A 17,309-nucleotide genomic window follows, 5' to 3' on the forward strand; every position below is an offset into this window, starting at 1 on the left:
CGTTCTCGTCGTATTTGCCCGGAATGAACTCGGCCGGCTCAGGGTTGAGCATCCGCTCTTTGGCGGCGAAGAATTCGTCGCTGGCCACCAACGCCTGCGCTCCCAAACGCGGATCGGCCAAATTGACGTAGCGGCGCACGAATTCCGGTGCGTTCGGATCTTGCGGGACGAGGGCCATGTTGCGCTTGACTCCTGAAAAAAGTGCCGACGCGCTGCGCCGGCGGAAGGTTCGTGGTGTGGATCGCTCGCGGCATGCGCCGCGACGCTCAACGTGTCAGTACCGCATTGGCAGGGGCCGCCACATTGTCGTCGGCCCCGGCGTCGACGGATGCCGCTGTCGGCTCGTAAGGCAGCACACCATTCAGTACTTGGTGCGCTCTCGCAAAGTCGACGTCTTTTTCCCACGCAGCCACAACGAGCGTCGCTACGCAGTTGCCCAGCAGGTTGGTCACAGCCCGTGCAATGCCCACGAACCAGTCGACCGGCAGTATCAGCACGAGGCCGATGACGGGAATGGCGGGAATGGCGGTCAGCGTCGCAGCCAATATGACGATGGCCGATCCCGGAATGCCATGAGCACCCTTGGACGTCAGCAGCGATACGAGTACAACGAGAATCAGGTCGTGTATCGACAACGCCGTGTTGGTCGCCTGCGCAATGAAGATGACCGCAAGCGTCAGGTAGATGGAAAAGCCATCGAGGTTGAAGGAATACCCCGTGGGTATCACCAATCCCACCGTCGACTTCTTGATGCCCATCCACTCAAGCTTGCGCATGATCGTCGGCAGTACGGCATCGGAGGACGCAGTGCCAAGGACAATGGACATCTCTTCGCGGAAGTATTTGATGAACTTGAAGATGTTGAAGCCCGCAAGCCGTAATACGCCACCCAGCACAACTGTGACGAAAACGAAGCAGCTCAGGTAGAACACGAGCACCAGCATTCCCAATTGCTTGAGCGATGCCGCGCCATATTTGCCTGTGGTGAACGCCACCGCACCCAATACGCCCAGCGGCGCCAGCCGAATGATGAACGCCATCACCCGGAAGAAGACATGGCTCAGGTCTTCGATGAATCGCGCTACCGGACGGCCTCGCTCTCCCAATGCCGCCAACGCACATCCAAACATCACGGAGAAAACGAGTATCTGCAGAATGTCGCCCTTGGCAAAGGCATCGGTAATCGTGTCGGGAATGATCTTCAACAAAAAGCCAGCCGTGTCCTTCAACCCCTTGGCATTCTCGGTATACGCCGCCATCGCGCTAGGGTCGAGACTGTGAATGTCGATGTTCATTCCCTCGCCCGGGCGCGTTACCCAAGCCAGCACGGCACCAATGACCAGCGCAAAGGTGGTGATGATCTCGAAGTACAAAACTGCCTTGACGCCAACCCGGCCAACTTTTCGCAAATCACCCGCGCTCGCCATACCACTCACGACGACACAGAAGACGATCGGTCCAACGACCATCTTGATGAGCTTCAAAAAGCCATCGCCCAACGGACGCAACGATTCTCCCAATTGCGGAAACCATATGCCAAGCGCCACACCTACTATCAACGCAATGACGACTCGGCCAAATAACGAACGAAACAGCTTGGGCATGGTTTGTCTCCTCTGCCTGCGGAAATCCCTCTCTCGGATTTCACGATCTCTACGTCTGATGTACTGCTCTCAGGGGGCGGATTTCTCTATCGCTATATCAACTTGGAACCTGCAACGCTCACCACTTCCGCCCGTGTACTCACACAAGTCATACCGGTCTGACCAGTGGTGTTATGAGGAATATTAGAAAGCCAATATGGTGCGGTCAAGGCGAGTTTTCTGAGGGGATTCCCTAGGGGGCGTGATTGACCACGGCGCGAGCCGCGCGATTCGCGCGATTCGTCCTGGAAGGCAATCCGCTCGGATTCTCCCGTTTTTGCTGACCGATCCGCTTTCATTTGTATGAACTTCGCGCTGCGGTGCAGGATCGCGCTAGCATCTGGGGCGCTGTTCCAGCCCCTCCGGCGTTGACGGGTTATCCGTCGTGGTGCGCCCACGCCTCGGCGATCTCGCGGATCATCACGCCCGCCGGATGACCGCCGCAACGCCATCCGCCCGGTACGCTCGCCATGCCCCACGCGCCCAGAATGTCGGCAGGCCCGCTAAGGCGCAGGTTTCTCCGTGCACGGTGCCCTGAACAGGTCGCGGAACATTTGGCGTCGTACAATGCGCCATACGCATACCCGCATTTCCTGTGAGGCCTCATGAAGCATTCGGCGCATGCCGTAACCGACGCCGCCGTCGCCATCATCCGCGAGCGCATCGAACGCCAGGTCTATCCGGTCGGCGCGATGCTGCCGTCGCAACGTCAACTCGCCGAAGAACTGGCGATCAGCCGCGCATCGCTGCGCGAAGCGCTGTCGACGCTCGAAGCGCTCGGCATGGTCGCCATCCGCCCCGGTAAAGGGGTGTACGTGAGCGACGCTTCCTCGCGCGTGGGCGTCGCCTGGCGCTTCGCCGACCAGATCTCGCTCGCCGACACGTATCAACTGCGCTATGCCCTGGAAGGCTTCGCCGCCCGGCTCGCCGCCCACGCGGCAAGCCATGCCGAGATCGAGTGGCTCACGGATAACGTCGAATCGATGAAGGTCGCGCTCATCGACGGTGATGTCGATACGGCCGCGCAACTCGATTTCGCCTTCCATCTGCGTATTGTCGGCCTGGCCGGGAACGGCGCGATCGCCGATATCCTGCGCGGCAGCACGGAAATCGTCATGGAAAGCCAACGCCTGCCGTTCTACCACCGCTAACTGGTTTTGTCCACCTATCATTAACATCTGTAGATCCGCGACGCCCTGCGACGCCGCGACGGCGCCGTCGCGGGGGCCGCGATGGAACGCCATATCGTGCTGGCGGCCCAGCGGGCGGGCATTCATTTCCCTATCCCCTCTGCGTATTCGTCTGCCGGCAGCCTTACCCCCAGGGAGAACGCAGAGCGTACTGGTGTCTCGCACGTTCAGCTTTGAGATGATTGGGATTTGCGCTATACTTTGAAGGTTTTAGTCATTTAACCCTCACCCTAGCGCCTACCCGCCTGACATCTCGTCCGCAGTCCGAGCATCCGCTGTGCGCATATTCCGCGCAATTCCGGTGCCCGCGCTGATGTCATCGCGAGCGGACGATGGGGCTGGCAGCCGGGGTGAACCCTTCAGGAGTTTCCCGTGCTGCCGTCATTCTCACCCGCCATTCTCGCGCTCGCTGACGGCACGGTCTTTCGTGGGTACGCCATCGGCGCTGCCGGTCACACCATCGGCGAAGTGGTTTTCAATACCGCCATCACCGGCTATCAGGAAATCCTCACCGACCCGAGCTATGCGCGTCAGATCGTCACGTTGACGTATCCGCACATTGGCAATACGGGCGTCAACGGTGAAGACGTTGAAGCTACGAAAGTCCATGCCGCTGGCCTGATCATCAAGGATCTGCCGATCCTCGACTCGAATTTCCGCGCCGAAAAGACGCTCTCGCAATACCTTAAGGACGAAGGTGTCGTTGCCATCGCCGGCATCGATACGCGCCGCCTCACCCGTATCCTGCGCGAGAAGGGCGCTCAGAACGGCTGCATTCTCGCCGGCGAAGAAGCCGACGAAGCCAAGGCCGTCGCGCTCGCCCGGTCCTTCCCGGGACTCGCCGGTATGGACCTCGCCAAGGTCGTCTCGACCACCGAGCAATACGCGTGGACGCAGACGGAGTGGCGCCTGGGCGAAGGGTACGGTGAGCAGAAGGACCCGAAGTTTCACGTGGTCGCCCTGGACTACGGCGTCAAGCGCAATATCCTGCGCATGCTCGCCGAGCGCGGCTGCAAGGTCACGGTGCTGCCCGCGCAAAGCTCGGCAGAAGACGTGTTCGCCCTGAACCCGGATGGCGTGTTTCTCTCGAACGGCCCTGGCGACCCCGAGCCGTGCGATTACGCCATTGCCGCTACGAAGACGTTCCTCGAGCGCCGCATTCCGACTTTCGGCATTTGCCTCGGCCACCAGATCATGGGCCTTGCCGTCGGCGGCAAGACACTCAAGATGAAGACCGGCCACCACGGTGCCAATCATCCGGTCAAGGACCTCGCGACCGGCCGCGTGGTCATCACCTCGCAGAACCATGGCTTCGCCGTGGACGCGAACAGCTTGCCCGCCAACGCGCGCGTCTCGCACGTGTCGCTGTTCGATGGCACGCTGCAAGGCTTCGAGCTGACCGATCGCCCGGCGTTCTGCTTCCAGGGCCACCCGGAAGCCTCGCCCGGCCCGCACGACATCGGCTACCTGTTCGACCGCTTCGTGCAGTCGATGGCCGACGCCAGGCAGCCGGCGTAAGCCCCGCGAGACGAGATACGGATAAGGAACGCGCATCATGCTCGGAAACTCGATCGGCATCGTCAACCTCTGGACCTATCTGGCCGGTGTGGTGGTGATCATTCTGCTGCCCGGCCCGAACTCGCTCTATGTGCTGTCGGTGGCAGCGCAGCGCGGCGTTCGCCAGGGCTACGCGGGCGCGTGCGGCGTGTTCCTCGGCGACACGATCCTCATGACCCTGGCGGCCGCCGGCGTGGCGTCGCTGCTGCACGCACAGCCGGCACTCTTCTTCGTGGTGAAGTCGCTCGGCGCGGCCTATCTCTGCTGGATGGGCTTGAACATGCTGCGCGGTGCGCTCGCCAAGGCGCGCACCGCCCAGACCCATTCGGGCGCAGCGGTTGCACCGCCCAAGCCGGTCGACGCGGATCACCCGTTCAAGCGCGCACTGTTCATCAGCCTGCTGAACCCGAAAGCCATCCTGTTCTGCGTGTCGTTTTTCATCCAGTTCGTCGATCCGGCCTACGCCTATCCCGCCGTGTCGTTTGCCGTGCTGGGTGTGATCGTGCAGACCTGCAGTTTCCTGTATCTGAGCACGCTGATCCTGGCCGGTTATCGCCTGGCCGAGCACTTCCGGCAACGTCGCCGGTTGAGCGCCGGGGCAACCGGCGGCGTGGGCGTGCTGTTCGTGAGCTTCGGTGTGAAGCTCGCGACCGCGACGCTGAGTTAAATTTTTGTTGAGAACGTTATGCCAAAGCGCACAGACATCAAGAGCATCCTCATCATCGGCGCCGGCCCGATCATCATCGGTCAGGCATGCGAATTCGACTATTCCGGCGCACAAGCCTGCAAGGCGCTGCGCGAGGAAGGCTACAAGGTCATCCTGATCAACAGCAACCCCGCCACGATCATGACCGACCCGGACACGGCCGATGTGACCTACATCGAACCGATTACCTGGGAAGTCGTCGAGCGCATCATCGCCAAGGAACGCCCGGATGCCATCCTGCCGACAATGGGCGGCCAGACGGCGCTGAACTGCGCCCTCGACCTGCACAAGCATGGCGTGCTCGAGAAGTACAAGGTCGAGCTGATCGGTGCGTCGCCGGAAGCCATCGACAAGGCCGAAGACCGCCTGAAGTTCAAGGACGCGATGACCAAGATCGGTCTCGGGTCGGCCAAGTCGGGCATCGCCCACTCGATGGAAGACGCGCTCGCCGTGCAGGCACAGATCATGTCGGAGATCGGCGGCAGCGGCTATCCGATGGTGATCCGTCCGTCGTTCACGCTCGGTGGCTCGGGCGGCGGCATCGCCTACAACCGCGAAGAGTTCGAAGAGATCTGCAAGCGCGGTCTCGACCTCTCGCCCACGCGCGAACTGCTCATCGAAGAGTCGCTGCTGGGCTGGAAGGAATACGAAATGGAAGTCGTGCGCGATCGCGCGGACAACTGCATCATCGTCTGCTCGATCGAGAACCTCGACCCGATGGGCGTGCACACCGGCGACTCGATCACCGTCGCGCCGGCCCAGACGCTGACCGACAAGGAGTACCAACTGCTGCGTAACGCGTCGCTGGCAGTGCTGCGCGAGATCGGCGTGGAGACGGGCGGCTCGAACGTCCAGTTCTCGATCAACCCGAAGGACGGTCGTATGGTCGTCATCGAAATGAATCCGCGCGTGTCGCGTTCGTCGGCACTCGCCTCGAAGGCCACCGGCTTCCCGATCGCCAAGATCGCCGCCAAGCTGGCCATCGGCTACACGCTCGACGAACTGCGCAACGATATCACCGGCGGCGCCACGCCGGCCTCGTTCGAACCGACCATCGACTATGTCGTGACCAAGGTGCCGCGCTTCGCGTTCGAGAAGTTCCGCGAAGCCGACGCGCGCCTGACCACGCAGATGAAGTCGGTCGGCGAAGTGATGGCCATGGGCCGCACGTTCCAGGAATCGTTCCAGAAGGCCATGCGCGGTCTCGAAGTCGGCGTGGACGGTCTGGACGAAAAGTCGACCGACCGCGACGAGATCGTGGCCGAAATCGGCGAGCCGGGTCCGGACCGCATCTGGTACGTGGGCGACGCATTCCGTCTGGGCATGAGCCTGGAAGAGGTGTACGCCGAGACCGCCATCGACCCGTGGTTCCTCGCCCAGCTCGAAGCCATCGTCAAGAAGGAACAGGCGTTGGCCGGCCGCACGCTGGAGAGCCTGACGACCGAAGAGCTGCGATTCCTCAAGCAAAGCGGCTTCTCGGACCGCCGTCTCGCCAAGCTGCTCGGCACCGACCAGACGGCCGTGCGCCAAGCCCGTATCGCGCAGAAGGTGCGCCCGGTCTACAAGCGCGTGGATACCTGCGCCGCCGAATTCGCGACCAACACCGCCTACATGTACTCGACCTACGAGGAGGAGTGCGAAGCCCAGCCGACCGACAAGAAGAAGGTCATGGTGCTGGGCGGCGGCCCGAACCGTATCGGTCAGGGGATCGAGTTCGATTACTGCTGCGTGCACGCCGCGCTCGCACTGCGCGAGGACGGGTACGAGACCATCATGGTCAACTGCAACCCTGAAACGGTGTCCACGGACTACGACACGTCGGATCGTCTGTACTTCGAACCTGTCACGCTGGAAGACGTGCTCGAAATCGTCGACCTCGAAAAGCCGGTCGGCGTGATCGTGCAGTACGGCGGTCAGACCCCGCTCAAGCTCGCGCTCGATCTCGAAGCGAACGGTGTGCCCATCGTCGGCACCAGCCCCGATATGATCGACGCCGCCGAAGACCGTGAGCGCTTCCAGAAGCTGTTGCACAACCTGGGACTGCGTCAGCCGCCGAACCGCACGGCCCGTGCCGAAGACGAAGCGCTGAAGCTCGCCGCCGAGATCGGCTATCCGCTGGTGGTGCGTCCGTCGTACGTGCTGGGCGGGCGTGCGATGGAAATCGTCCACGAGCCGCGTGACCTCGAGCGCTACATGCGCGAAGCCGTCAAGGTCAGCCACGACAGCCCCGTGCTGCTCGACCGCTTCCTCGACGACGCCATCGAGTGCGACGTCGACTGCATCTCCGACGGCACCGATGTCTACATCGGCGGCGTGATGGAGCACATCGAGCAAGCCGGCGTCCACTCGGGCGACTCCGCGTGCTCGCTGCCCCCGTATTCGTTGTCGGCAGAAACCGTGGCCGAACTCAAGCGCCAGACGGCAGCCATGGCCCGCGCACTCAATGTGATCGGACTGATGAACGTGCAGTTCGCGATTCAGCAAGGCAGCGGCGTCGACACGATCTACGTGCTCGAAGTGAACCCCCGTGCATCGCGTACGGTGCCCTACGTCTCCAAGGCGACCGGACGCCAACTGGCCAAGATCGCGGCCCGTGCCATGGTCGGTCAGTCGCTCAAGTCGCAAAACGTGACGAGCGAGGTGGTGCCGCCGTATTTCAGCGTCAAGGAAGCTGTGTTCCCGTTCGTGAAGTTCCCGGGCGTCGACCCGGTGCTTGGACCGGAAATGCGTTCGACGGGCGAAGTGATGGGGGTGGGCCGTACGTTCGGTGAGGCGCTCTTCAAGTCGCAACTGGCGGCTGGCTCGCGCCTGCCGGCCTCGGGCACGGTGCTGCTCACGGTGAAGGACGCCGACAAGCCGCGCGCGGTCGAAGTGGCCCGCATGTTGCACGCGCTGGGTTATCCGATCGTGGCAACGCGCGGTACGGCGGCGGCCATCGAAGCCGCCGGTATCCCGGTGCGCGTGGTCAACAAGGTGAAGGACGGCCGTCCGCACATCGTCGACATGATCAAGAACGGCGAGATTGCGCTGGTGTTCACCACGGTGGACGAGACCCGCACCGCGATTGCCGATTCGCGCTCCATCCGGATGTCGGCGCAGGCGCACAAGGTCACGTACTACACGACGATCTCGGGCGCTCGCGCTGCCGTGGAAGGCCTGAAGTACCTGCAGAACCTCGAGGTCTACGATCTCCAGGGCCTGCACGCCCTGTTGCCGGCCTGAGTGCTCGCCGCCTGACGCGGGCAATGTCACAAAAATAGGGGGCGCCCGCCGGGGAACCGATCTGCGTCGGGCGCGCTCAATGCTTCTTGCGTGGCGCGGTGTGGTGCGTCCGGCCCTCGGGTTGGCAGCGCCGGCAACTCTGCTACACTAGCGCCGTATAGGTGTCACAGCCGCGGTCAAGCGGCGTTCGCGAAAAGTGCGAATGCGGCTTTGCTGCGGCAATTTTTTTGTCTTTCGGAACAACGCGCATGAGTACCATTCCTCTGACCAAACGGGGCGCGGCGCTGCTCAAGGAAGAGCTGCACCGCCTGAAGACCGTCGAACGTCCGGCCGTGATCACTGCGATTGCTGAAGCCCGTGCGCAGGGCGATCTGTCGGAAAATGCGGAATACGACGCCGCCAAGGAAAAGCAGGGCTTCATCGAGGGACGCATCGCGGATCTCGAATCGAAGCTCTCCGCCGCACAGATCATCGACCCCGCGTTGCTCGACGCCGAAGGGCGCGTGGTGTTCGCTGCGACGGTCGAACTCGAAGACCTCGATAACGGCGGCACGGTCCTGTATCAGATCGTCGGCGACGACGAGGCCGACCTGGAGCACGGCAAGATTTCGGTGAGTTCGCCGATCGCGCGTGCGCTCATTGGCAAGTACGCGGGCGATGTGGCCGAAGTGCAGGCACCGAGCGGCGTGCGTGAGTACGAGATCATCGATGTCCGCTACGTCTGAAACGACGCCTGCCGGCGGTGCACCGCGCCTGGCGCGGTTGTTCCGCCTGATTGCAACCCTCTGGTGCGGCAGTCAGTGGGCCATTGGCTACGTCGTGGCGCCCACGCTCTTTGCGGTGCTTGAATCGCGCGCCGTGGCCGGAACGGTCGCCGGCCGCCTGTTCCACACGCAGGCCTGGCTGAGCCTCGTCTGTGGTGTCCTGGTGGTTTGGCTGGCGACGGCGCTGATTGCACGTGCGGGCGACGCGCAGTCTGCGCGCAGCTATCGCGGCCTGCGCTGGCTGGCGGTGGCGATGATGGTGTGCGTGTTGATCGGCTCGTTCGGCTTGCAGCCATTCATGGCCGACCTGCGGGCGCAAGCGCAAGCGTCGGGCGTCGATATCGGCCAGTCGGCCTTGGCCGCGCGTTTCGGCATGCTTCACGGCATTTCGAGCGCTATTTATCTGCTGCAAAGCCTGCTTGGCGTTGCGCTGATCTGGCGTCAGCCGATGCGCGGCTAAAGGTGGAAGAGGGCGCAGCGGTGCTGGCCCAGTTGCCAGACCGATCGCAATGCCCATAAAAAAACGCGCCCGCTTGTCTTTGGGCGCGTTCTTTTTGCGAACTGGCGGAGAACTGCTTTCCGCTCAGTCGTTACGTTGGCGCTTGACGCTGGTCTGGCGCTTCTTGGCCTTCTTGACGATGCCGCCAGCGGTCATGCGTTCATTCCCGCGCACGGTCACTTTCTTGACGGTCGGGCGACGTCCGGCATTGGTGCTGCTCTTGACGACGGTGACGGTGCGCGGTGCGCGGCCCTTGACGGTCGCGCCGGTGCCGCCGGATCGGGGGCGCACGGGCATTTCCTGCTCGTCCGGGGTGGGGCGATACATGACGAGCAGTTTGCCGATGTGCTGCACGGGCGCTGCGCCCAGTTCGTCGCAGATGGATTCGTAGATGGCTACGCGCGCGTCGCGTTCGTCGCCGAACACACGTACCTTGATCAGTTCGTGGGCCTTGAGGGCACCGTCGATTTCCTTGAGCACCGCCGGCGTCAAGCCGTCGGCGCCGATCAGAACGACAGGATTCAGCGCATGGGCGGCGGAGCGCAAGTCGGCGCGTTGCGCCGGGGTCAGGGTCAAAGCGGGCATAGAGGACAGACGAGACAAACGAGTTAGGATGCGCCCGCAAGCGGCAGCCGGGGTGCCTGCAGTTACCACAGGCCGGCTCACGCATTTTGGGCGCGCAAGGGCGTATTATCCTGCAAATTCGCAGCGTTTTTGAAGAATTATGGCAAAAAACCGTTTCAGCCACGCTTGGCTGCACGATCACATCAACGATCCCTACGTCAAAATGGCGCAGCGCGAGGGCTATCGTGCCCGCGCGGCGTATAAACTCAAGGAAATCGACGAGCAGGACCGTTTGATCAAGCCCGGTCAGGTGATTGTCGACCTGGGGGCTACGCCTGGCAGTTGGAGTCAGTACGTGCGCAACAAGCTCGCGGCGGGCAAGCGCAATGACGGCGGCATCGACGGCACGATCATCGCGCTGGATATCCTGCCGATGGCGCCGATTGCCGATGTCACCTTCCTGCAAGGCGATTTCCGCGAGGACAGCGTGCTCGAACAGTTGGAAGAAATCGTGGCCGGACGCAAAGTCGACCTTGTAGTTTCGGATATGGCCCCCAACTTGTCAGGTGTTGCGACGGCGGACGCCGCGCGAATCGAACATTTGTGCGATCTGGCGCTGGAATTCGCGCAGCGGCACTTGAAACCCGAGGGAGCGTTACTGGTCAAATGTTTTCACGGCAGCGGCTATAGCCAGATTGTCGAAAAATTCAAACATCAGTTCAAAACCGTGGCGCCGCGCAAGCCGAAGGCGTCCCGAGACAAATCTTCCGAAACGTTCATTTTGGGACGGGGATTGAAAAATCCGGCTTGATGCCCGTTCAACCGGCGCACTGGCGCTATGGTGGCGGTAAAGAATCACTATGGCGGTGCGCCTGCGAGTGGATTAGAATGAATTCCTGGCGCGAAGCGATTTCATGAAGGAGTAACGCTTTGAACAATAATATGTTTTCCAAAGCGGCGGTGTGGTTGGTCATCGCGCTGGTCTTGTTTACTGTGTTTAAACAGTTCGACAAGCCGCACGTTCAAGAGGGCGTGACGTACTCCCAGTTCATGGATAATGCCAAGAATGGCAAGATCAAGAGCGTGATAGTGCAGGGGCGCAGCCTTCAGGTAACGCCCAGCGACGGCCAGAAATACACCATCGTGTCGCCTGGCGACATCTGGATGGTGGGCGATCTGATGAAGTATGGCGTTCAGGTTTCGGGCAAGGCCGACGATGAGCCGAATGTGCTCATGTCCGCGCTCTACTACCTCGGACCCACGCTGCTGATCATCGGCTTCTGGTTCTTCATGATGCGACAGATGCAAGGCGGGGGTAAGGGCGGTGCCTTCTCCTTCGGCAAATCGCGCGCGCGCCTCATCGACGAGAATGCCAATCCGGTCACCTTCGCCGATGTGGCCGGTTGCGACGAAGCCAAGTACGAAGTCGGCGAACTCGTCGACTTCCTGAAAGATCCTCAGAAATTCCAGAAGCTGGGTGGCCGTATCCCGCGCGGCGTGCTGCTTGTCGGCCCGCCGGGTACCGGTAAGACGTTGCTCGCGCGCGCCATCGCCGGCGAAGCCAAAGTCCCGTTCTTCAGCATCTCGGGTTCGGACTTCGTGGAAATGTTCGTCGGCGTGGGCGCTGCCCGCGTGCGCGATATGTTCGAGAATGCGAAGAAACAATCGCCTTGTATCGTGTTCATCGACGAAATCGACGCGGTCGGTCGCCATCGTGGCGCCGGCATGGGCGGCGGCAACGACGAGCGCGAGCAGACGCTCAACCAGATGCTCGTTGAGATGGACGGCTTCGAAGCGAACTCGGGCGTGATCGTGATCGCCGCAACGAACCGCTCGGATGTGCTCGACAAGGCCTTGCTGCGTCCGGGACGTTTCGACCGTCAGGTGTACGTCGGTCTGCCGGATATTCGCGGTCGCGAGCAGATCCTGAAGGTGCATCTGCGCAAGGTGCCGATTTCCAACGATGTCGATGCCTCGGTCATCGCACGCGGTACGCCGGGCATGTCCGGTGCCGATCTCGCGAACCTGGTGAACGAAGCAGCACTGTTTGCGGCACGCCGCAACAAGCGCATCGTCGAGATGCTCGATTTCGAAGACGCGAAGGACAAGATCTTCATGGGTCCGGAGCGCAAGTCGGCGGTGATGCGCGATGAGGAACGTCGTGCAACGGCGTATCACGAGTCGGGCCACGCCGTGGTGGCGATGCTGCTGCCGGGCGCCGATCCGGTGCACAAGGTGACGATCATCCCGCGTGGCTGGGCGCTCGGCCTGACGATGCAGTTGCCTGAGCACGACAAGTATTCGGAGTATCGCGACACGATGCTCACGCAGATCGCCATCCTGTTCGGGGGGCGTGCAGCGGAAGAAGTGTTCATCAACAAGATGTCGACGGGGGCTTCGAACGACTTCGAGCGCGCCACCAAGCTCGCACGCGACATGGTGACCCGCTACGGCATGTCGGATGCCCTGGGCCCGATGGTCTACGTCGACACGGAGCAGGACTCGGTGTTCGGCCGGATGTCCGCCAAGTCGGTCTCGGAAGCCACGCAGCAAAAGGTCGACGGGGAAGTTCGCCGCATTCTGGACGAGCAATACGCCCTGGCCAAGAAGCTGCTTCAAGACAACCGCGACAAGGTCGAAGCGATGACCACCGCGCTGATGGAATGGGAAACGATCGACGGCGAGCAGATCGGCGACATCATGGACGGCCGTCCGCCGCGTCCGCCGAAGGGCGGCTCGACGAACGGTGGCGCATCGGGGGGCAATCCGCCGCTCAAGCCCAGCAGCACGCCGGCGACCGTCTAACAATACGCAAGCCCAGGCACGCGAAAGCGCTGCCATCGCAGAAAGGCCGGCATCTTGTGCCGGCCTTTCTGCGTTTCGAGCACGCGCAGCCCGCTAACGTCTTTGCGGCCTGAAGGCGACGAAAGTCGTTCAAAGCCATGGTTACCGAGTGTTTCCACGATCGATGTGACAAACGATTCCGGTAACATTACGGCCATACGTGGCGTCCGGCCCCCGGGCGCGCAGGTCCGATCCTTGCAAGCAGGCCGCCTGATGGGCCTTACTGAGTCGAGCTTCCGAATGTCCTCCGAGCTTTCGCAATCCATTCCTTCCGACCCGCCTGACGCCGACGACATCCTGCCGTCCAGTGACGCATCGGACACCCCGGCAATGCCCGCCACGCTGGCATTCGGCCCGCGCTTTCAGCTTGATGCCCACCGGGTTCACATCATGGGCATTTTGAATGTGACGCCCGATTCCTTTTCCGATGGCGGCAAGTTCGTTGCCCGCGACGCCGCCTTGCGTCATGCCGAGCGGTTGATCGCCGAGGGGGTCGATATTCTCGATATCGGGGGGGAATCGACCCGCCCCGGTGCCGAAGCCTTGTCGGAAGCGGCGGAACTCGAGCGCGTTGTGCCGATTGTCGAAGCGCTGCGCGATTGTGGCGTGCCGCTGTCGGTCGACACGTACAAGCCCGGCGTGATGCGCGCCGCGCTGGCCGCCGGTGCGGACATGATCAACGACATCTGGGGGTTCCAGCAGCCTGGCGCGATCGACGCGGTGCGCGACAGCGAGGCCGCGTTGTGCATCATGCACATGCTGCATGACCCCAAGACCATGCAGGACGCACCGATCTACACCGACGTCGTCACCGAAGTCGCCGCCTTCCTCGATGCACGGGTGGACGCGATGCTCTCGGCCGGTGTGGCGCCGTCGCGCCTGTATCTGGACCCCGGATTCGGCTTCGGTAAGAATCTTGCTCATAATTTGGCGTTGCTCAAACACTTGCGCGTGTTGTCGCGCGATGATTTGCCGTTGCTCGTCGGCATGTCGCGAAAGCGGATGCTGGGCGAGATCACGGGCCGTCAGACGCCGCAGGAGCGTTGCGCAGCGAGCATTGCCGCAGCAATGTGCGCCGCGCAGCAGGGCGCTGCCATCGTGCGCGTGCACGACGTTGCGGAAACGCTCGACGCGCTCAAGGTCTGGCAAGCCGTGCGCGACGCCGAGTAACGCGACACGAATCGGAATCGCTGTACGCCGGTGGGGACCGAGCGGGGACGCTCGCCATGGAAAATGTGGGGCGGCGGCGCGCTTGCCGCCTGACGACGAGCAGCACAAAGAACGAAAGACGCGCGCGTGCGGTGCATCCACCGGCGCGACGCATCAACTGGGAACGATGCAACGATGAAACGACGCTATTTTGGGACCGATGGGATTCGGGGAACCGTAGGCGAGACGCCGATCACACCGGAGTTCGTGCTGCGGCTCGGTTATGCGGCTGGCCGCGTGCTGGCCGGCAATCAGATGCTGGGGCGTCCGACGGTATTGATCGGCAAGGACACGCGCGTCTCCGGCTACATGCTCGAAGCAGCGCTGGAAGCCGGTTTCGCCGCTGCGGGCGTCGACACCATGTTGGCGGGCCCGATGCCCACGCCTGCCGTGGCCTACCTTACCCGGACGCTGCGACTGGCGGCGGGCGTCGTTATCAGCGCGTCGCACAACCCGTATCACGACAACGGCATCAAATTCTTCTCGGCGGACGGTAACAAGCTGCCGGACCAGACCGAGTCGGCCATCGAAGCCGAGCTCGACAATCCGATGACCTGTGTGCGCTCCGAACAGCTCGGCAAGGCGCGCCGTCTGGACGATGCCGCGGGCCGGTACATCGAGTTCTGCAAGAGCACGTTCCCGAACGATTTCGACTTGCGCGGCATGAAGATCGTGGTCGACTGCGCCAACGGTGCGGCGTACCACATCGCCCCGCACGTATTCCACGAGTTGGGCGCAGAGGTCATCGCGATCGGCAATCAGCCGAATGGCTTCAACATCAACGAGGATTGCGGGGCGACGGCACCGGACGCGCTCATGCGCGCCGTGCGGGCGAACCACGCGGATCTCGGCGTGGCGCTCGACGGTGACGCCGATCGACTGCAGATCGTCGACGGTGCAGGGCGCCTCTATAACGGCGACGAACTGCTGTACCTGCTGGTCAAGGACCGGCTGGCCAATGGCGGGGTGCCGGGCGCGGTAGGCACGTTGATGACCAATATGGCCGTCGAAGTCGCGCTCAAGGACCTGGGCGTGCCGTTTGTGCGCGCCAAGGTCGGCGACCGCTACGTGCTCGAGCAGTTGCGCAAGCACGGTTGGCAGATCGGTGCCGAAGGCTCCGGCCACATTCTCTGCCTCGACAAGCACACCACGGGCGACGGCATTATCTCGGCATTGCAAGTACTGGCGGCCATGCGGCGCGCAGACAATCAACCGCTGGCGAAGCTGCTGGATGGCGTGCGCCTGTTCCCGCAGCACATGATCAACGTGCGTACCCCCGCCGGGTACGACTGGCAGACCGACACCCGTCTCGCGGCAGAGCGGGAAGCCATCGACGCGAAACTGGGGAATACCGGGCGGGTGCTCATCCGCGCCTCGGGTACCGAGCCGGTGCTGCGCGTGATGGTCGAGGCGCGCGACGAGTCGCAAGCCACGTCCTTCGCCCAACACCTGGCAAACGTCGTCAAATCGGTGGCTTGATCCGCCTCGGCGCGCCCCGGCTGCAATCGCAGGCAGGGCGCGCGGGCCGCCATCGCGTATGGCGGCCCCGTCGATCAATCCCTATATCCCTATCGCGCAACGAAGCGCACCGCCCGGCAAGGCCGCTTCGACGCGTCGCCGTCCTCCCCGCTGGCCAATCCTTCCTGCCATGGCATGCTTGGCGCCGCCCGACGTCCACATATGTGACAGGATGTTGAGCGCCGTCAGACCCTTTCCGACACTTTTCAGTCACAGTCACGACGTTGGCATGCGCTGCGAATCCGCGCATTGCGTGCCCCAGCCCTGAGAATGAGCGCTGGGAATGGTCCGAAACCCGCGCCAAATAACGATTCCGCGTCACTGGCGAGCTTTAGCGGGCGTTGTATGCAATGTGATGTTTCCGGGGCGTCATCATGACATTCGCATGGTGGGCTTTCACAAATGACACATTACTGTCACATTCAAACCCTATGCTTCGGGTCATCCACACGCTGTACCCCACCAACTTGGAGATATCCATGAAGCTGATGAAGACTGCGATTGCCGGCCTGGCTGGCGTTCTGTTCGCCGCGGGCGCGATTGCGGGCGAGATTACGGGTGCCGGCAGCACGTTCGCCGCTCCGATCTACACGAAGTGGGCCGACGCCTATCAGAAGGCGACGTCGAACAAGGTCAACTATCAAGGCATCGGTTCGTCGGGTGGCATCAAGCAAATCCAGGCCAAGACGGTTGATTTCGCCGGTTCGGACGCTCCGTTGACCGACGAAGAGCTGGCCAAGCAAGGCCTGTTCCAATTCCCGACGGTCGTGGGCGGTATCGTGCCGGTCGTCAACGTGCCGGGCGTGAAGCCGGGCGCGCTCGTCCTGTCGGGCGAGGTGCTGGGCGACATCTACCTGGGCAAGATCAAGAAGTGGAACGATCCGGCCATCGCCAAGCTGAACCCGAAGGTCAAGCTGCCGGATACCGACATCGCCGTGGTTCGCCGCGCCGACGGTTCGGGCACGAGCTTCGTGTTCACGAACTATCTGTCGAAGGTCAACGCCGAGTGGAAGAGCAAGGTCGGCACGGGCACTACGGTGAACTGGCCGACCGGTACGGGCGGCAAGGGCAACGACGGCGTTGCCGCCTTCGTGCAGCGTCTGCCGGGCGCGATCGGCTATGTCGAATCCGCCTACGCCACGCAGAACAAGTTGACGTACACGGCGATGACGAATGCCGACGGCAAGACGGTCGAGCCGACCACCGAGACGTTTGCCGCTGCTGCCGGCAAGGCCGACTGGTCGAAGACTTTCTACCAGATCCTGACCAACGAGAAGGGCGACAAGTCGTGGCCGATCGTGGCAGCGACCTTCGTGCTGGTGCATCAGAAGGCAGACGCCGGCAAGGAAGCGCAGAACGCCGACGTGCTCAAGTTCTTCGACTGGTCGTTCAAGAATGGTGAGAAGACCGCCAAGGAACTGGACTACATTCCGCTGCCGGAAGGTGTTCTGAAGCAGATTCGCGCAGGTTGGAAGGCAAAGGTTGCCGAGTCGGCCAGCAAGGCTGGTATCTAAAGCGCCTTGCAGGCGACGGGCAATGCATCGTTGCATTGCCCGTCACCTCAAAACCGGCAATATCCGCGCCGCCTGTTCC

12 protein-coding genes and 2 pseudogenes are annotated in these 17,309 nt (G+C 62.5%); 11 read left to right on the forward strand and 3 right to left on the reverse strand.

Annotation, left to right across the window (positions count from 1 at the left end; genetic code table 11):
• Together ACE3UG_RS18465 and ACE3UG_RS18470 are read right to left on the reverse strand one after the other, a co-directional pair.
• Window positions 1–178 (reverse strand): annotated as a pseudogene (locus ACE3UG_RS18465) (allantoicase); the annotation flags it as partial.
• Between the two features lie 88 nt (window positions 179–266).
• Complete coding sequence (locus ACE3UG_RS18470) at window positions 267–1,604, reverse strand: C4-dicarboxylate transporter DctA (RefSeq protein WP_374626577.1); 1,338 nt, start codon at window positions 1,602–1,604, stop codon at window positions 267–269.
• A 644-nt stretch (window positions 1,605–2,248) separates the two neighbouring features.
• Here ACE3UG_RS18470 and ACE3UG_RS18475 point away from each other — a divergent pair.
• From ACE3UG_RS18475 to ACE3UG_RS18500, 6 genes and pseudogenes are all read left to right on the forward strand, one after another.
• Window positions 2,249–3,010, forward strand: a pseudogene (locus ACE3UG_RS18475) (FadR/GntR family transcriptional regulator).
• Between the two features lie 195 nt (window positions 3,011–3,205).
• Window positions 3,206–4,351 carry a glutamine-hydrolyzing carbamoyl-phosphate synthase small subunit gene (gene carA, locus ACE3UG_RS18480; RefSeq protein ID WP_374626579.1) on the forward strand — a complete coding sequence of 382 codons (1,146 nt, stop codon included), beginning with the start codon at window positions 3,206–3,208 and terminating at the stop codon, window positions 4,349–4,351.
• A 37-nt stretch (window positions 4,352–4,388) separates the two neighbouring features.
• Window positions 4,389–5,057 (forward strand): leucine efflux protein LeuE, encoded by a 669-nt coding sequence (gene leuE, locus ACE3UG_RS18485; protein WP_374626581.1) that lies wholly within the window; start codon window positions 4,389–4,391, stop codon window positions 5,055–5,057.
• Between the two features lie 18 nt (window positions 5,058–5,075).
• Window positions 5,076–8,318 carry a carbamoyl-phosphate synthase large subunit gene (gene carB / locus ACE3UG_RS18490; RefSeq protein WP_374626584.1) on the forward strand — a complete coding sequence of 1,081 codons (3,243 nt, stop codon included), beginning with the start codon at window positions 5,076–5,078 and terminating at the stop codon, window positions 8,316–8,318.
• 248 nt (window positions 8,319–8,566) lie between these two features.
• Window positions 8,567–9,043, forward strand: a complete 477-nt coding sequence (gene greA, locus ACE3UG_RS18495) for a transcription elongation factor GreA (protein ID WP_374626586.1) — start codon at window positions 8,567–8,569, stop codon at window positions 9,041–9,043.
• Window positions 9,027–9,542, forward strand: coding sequence for a DUF4149 domain-containing protein (locus ACE3UG_RS18500; RefSeq protein WP_374626588.1), 516 nt, complete (start codon window positions 9,027–9,029; stop codon window positions 9,540–9,542). The genes greA and ACE3UG_RS18500 overlap by 17 nt, the downstream gene beginning before the upstream one ends.
• A gap of 123 nt (window positions 9,543–9,665) precedes the next feature.
• Here ACE3UG_RS18500 and yhbY read toward each other — a convergent pair whose 3' ends face one another.
• Window positions 9,666–10,166, reverse strand: coding sequence for a ribosome assembly RNA-binding protein YhbY (gene yhbY / locus ACE3UG_RS18505; RefSeq protein WP_374626590.1), 501 nt, complete (start codon window positions 10,164–10,166; stop codon window positions 9,666–9,668).
• 139 nt (window positions 10,167–10,305) lie between these two features.
• Between yhbY and ACE3UG_RS18510 the strand changes: the two genes are divergently transcribed.
• The 5 genes from ACE3UG_RS18510 to pstS all read left to right on the forward strand — a co-directional run bounded on the left by ACE3UG_RS18510 (window position 10,306) and on the right by pstS (window position 17,230).
• Entirely contained in the window at window positions 10,306–10,956 is a 651-nt protein-coding gene (locus tag ACE3UG_RS18510; RefSeq protein WP_374626592.1) for an RlmE family RNA methyltransferase, read from the forward strand.
• Window positions 10,957–11,075: 119 nt separating this feature from the next.
• Window positions 11,076–12,950 carry an ATP-dependent zinc metalloprotease FtsH gene (gene ftsH, locus ACE3UG_RS18515; protein WP_374626594.1) on the forward strand — a complete coding sequence of 625 codons (1,875 nt, stop codon included), beginning with the start codon at window positions 11,076–11,078 and terminating at the stop codon, window positions 12,948–12,950.
• Between the two features lie 369 nt (window positions 12,951–13,319).
• Window positions 13,320–14,159: a dihydropteroate synthase gene (gene folP, locus ACE3UG_RS18520; RefSeq protein ID WP_374626705.1), complete on the forward strand. Its 840-nt coding sequence runs from the start codon at window positions 13,320–13,322 to the stop codon at window positions 14,157–14,159.
• A gap of 174 nt (window positions 14,160–14,333) precedes the next feature.
• A complete protein-coding gene (gene glmM, locus ACE3UG_RS18525; protein WP_374626596.1) occupies window positions 14,334–15,677 on the forward strand; it encodes a phosphoglucosamine mutase in 1,344 nt (447 codons plus the stop codon).
• Between the two features lie 518 nt (window positions 15,678–16,195).
• The gene (gene pstS / locus ACE3UG_RS18530) at window positions 16,196–17,230 is read left to right on the forward strand and encodes a phosphate ABC transporter substrate-binding protein PstS (protein WP_374626598.1); all 1,035 of its coding nucleotides are present in this window, start codon (window positions 16,196–16,198) and stop codon (window positions 17,228–17,230) included.
• Window positions 17,231–17,309 lie beyond the last annotated feature (79 nt).

This window comes from Pandoraea sp., assembly GCF_041919235.1.
In the GTDB taxonomy this organism is placed as follows: Bacteria; Pseudomonadota; Gammaproteobacteria; order Burkholderiales; family Burkholderiaceae; genus Pandoraea.

What these genes read in the sequence shown, in the direction of transcription:
- ACE3UG_RS18470 (WP_374626577.1), bottom strand. Translation starts at nt 1,604, where the DNA reads ATGCCCAAGCTGTTTCGTTCGTTATTTGGCCGAGTCGTCATTGCGTTG.
- leuE (WP_374626581.1), top strand. Translation starts at nt 4,389, where the DNA reads ATGCTCGGAAACTCGATCGGCATCGTCAACCTCTGGACCTATCTGGCC.
- carB (WP_374626584.1), top strand. Translation starts at nt 5,076, where the DNA reads ATGCCAAAGCGCACAGACATCAAGAGCATCCTCATCATCGGCGCCGGC.
- greA (WP_374626586.1), top strand. Translation starts at nt 8,567, where the DNA reads ATGAGTACCATTCCTCTGACCAAACGGGGCGCGGCGCTGCTCAAGGAA.
- ACE3UG_RS18500 (WP_374626588.1), top strand. Translation starts at nt 9,027, where the DNA reads ATGTCCGCTACGTCTGAAACGACGCCTGCCGGCGGTGCACCGCGCCTG.
- yhbY (WP_374626590.1), bottom strand. Translation starts at nt 10,166, where the DNA reads ATGCCCGCTTTGACCCTGACCCCGGCGCAACGCGCCGACTTGCGCTCC.
- ACE3UG_RS18510 (WP_374626592.1), top strand. Translation starts at nt 10,306, where the DNA reads ATGGCAAAAAACCGTTTCAGCCACGCTTGGCTGCACGATCACATCAAC.
- folP (WP_374626705.1), top strand. Translation starts at nt 13,320, where the DNA reads ATGCCCGCCACGCTGGCATTCGGCCCGCGCTTTCAGCTTGATGCCCAC.
- glmM (WP_374626596.1), top strand. Translation starts at nt 14,334, where the DNA reads ATGAAACGACGCTATTTTGGGACCGATGGGATTCGGGGAACCGTAGGC.
- pstS (WP_374626598.1), top strand. Translation starts at nt 16,196, where the DNA reads ATGAAGCTGATGAAGACTGCGATTGCCGGCCTGGCTGGCGTTCTGTTC.